Annotated in this window: 2 protein-coding genes; both read right to left on the reverse strand. The window is 35.4% G+C overall.

Features of this window, described 5'->3' with window-relative positions; all coding sequences use genetic code 11:
- Positions 1–18: 18 nt before the first annotated feature.
- Entirely contained in the window at positions 19–1074 is a 1056-nt protein-coding gene (locus CHU92_RS00600; protein WP_243389530.1) for an NAD(P)-dependent alcohol dehydrogenase, read from the reverse strand.
- On the reverse strand, positions 1053–1291 hold a 239-nt coding region (locus CHU92_RS15950; RefSeq protein ID WP_207759779.1), incomplete at its 5' end, for a hypothetical protein. The genes CHU92_RS00600 and CHU92_RS15950, both read right to left, overlap by 22 nt.

Raw genomic sequence — 1291 nt, forward strand, 5'->3', positions numbered from 1 at the left:
AATAAGCTGGAAATTAATTTAATACAATTTTTGTCGTGTACTTAGATTAATTATAATATTTCCTTTTTTGTGTCCCTTTTCTACATATTTATGAGCATCACCCATTTGTGACAATGGATAGGAAGTATCAATTACAGTTTTAATCGTTCCAGTTTCAAGCAATTCTTTTAGTTCTAAAAAATAGTTTAAACGCTCTTTAGCAGGCAACATACCAGTTGATGAAGACTTTACCTTCTTTTTGCCAAACAAAGATGTTTTCATCATTTGCAACAAAAGTGGCATACTTATAACAGAGGAAAGATAAATGCCATTTTCGGTGAGAGATTTTTTACAAGATGAAAAATTAATTTTGCCTACAGTATCAAAAATAATATCATACTGTTTGCCATTTTTTGTGAAATCTTCATTGGTATAGTCAATCACAAAATCAGCTCCTAACTCCTTAACCATTTTCATATTTGTAGTGCTGCAAACCCCAGTTACTTCAGCACCAAAATACTTTGCAATTTGAACAGCATAAGTCCCAAGACTACCTGAAGCACCATTAATTAATAACTTATCTCCTGCCTTTATTTTAGCCAGACCTTTTAAGAAATTCATCACAGTAATTGCACTTCCACTTACAGGAGCAGCAGTCTGATAATTGATATTTTCAGGTATGGTCGTTATTACATCATCCACATTGACACAAGTGTATTCAGCATAACACCCAAGAGCTGTTGTTCCTCCAAAGACTTTATCACCTACTTTAAATGAAGTAACATCTTTTCCCGTTTCGACTATTTCGCCAGCAAAGTCAAATCCGAGAATTGTTGTTTTGGGTTTACTTAACCCCAAATATAAGCGACCCACATACGGTTTACCTATTCTCATCATAATGTCTGACCCTGTAACAGTGGCGGCATAAACTCTAACCAAAACTTCATTATGTTTCGGGACAGGTTTAGTGACCTCTTCAATTTTGAACACATCCGGTGTTCCATACATTTTACTTACGCTTGCTTTCATTTTAATATTGTTAGTTCTATGAAATAATTCAGGGACAAAATTATTTACTTCACGACTGCTATCCATTGACTTTGGTTAAGAAATGTGATAAAGTCAAGAGAGAAAGCCGACCGCATAACAGCGGTTTGGCAAAAGTGGCGGGTCATTGCTTCGTATGACAGTTTTTCGTATATTTGAAGTTCGTGCTTCGTAAGAATGTTTAGTGGTGTAATCGCCACCTTCGCCAAGCCGCAAATCGTTAGTGGCAACCCTATTTGACGACAACAGACAATTTGAAAAATAA

Origin of the sequence: Flavobacterium cyanobacteriorum (assembly GCF_002251835.1) — a bacterium.
GTDB classification, from domain to species: domain Bacteria; phylum Bacteroidota; class Bacteroidia; order Flavobacteriales; family Flavobacteriaceae; genus Flavobacterium; species Flavobacterium cyanobacteriorum.

Excerpts from the sequence above, each read along its gene's own strand:
- CHU92_RS00600 (WP_243389530.1), bottom strand. The coding sequence starts at position 1,074 with ATGGATAGCAGTCGTGAAGTAAATAATTTTGTCCCTGAATTATTTCAT.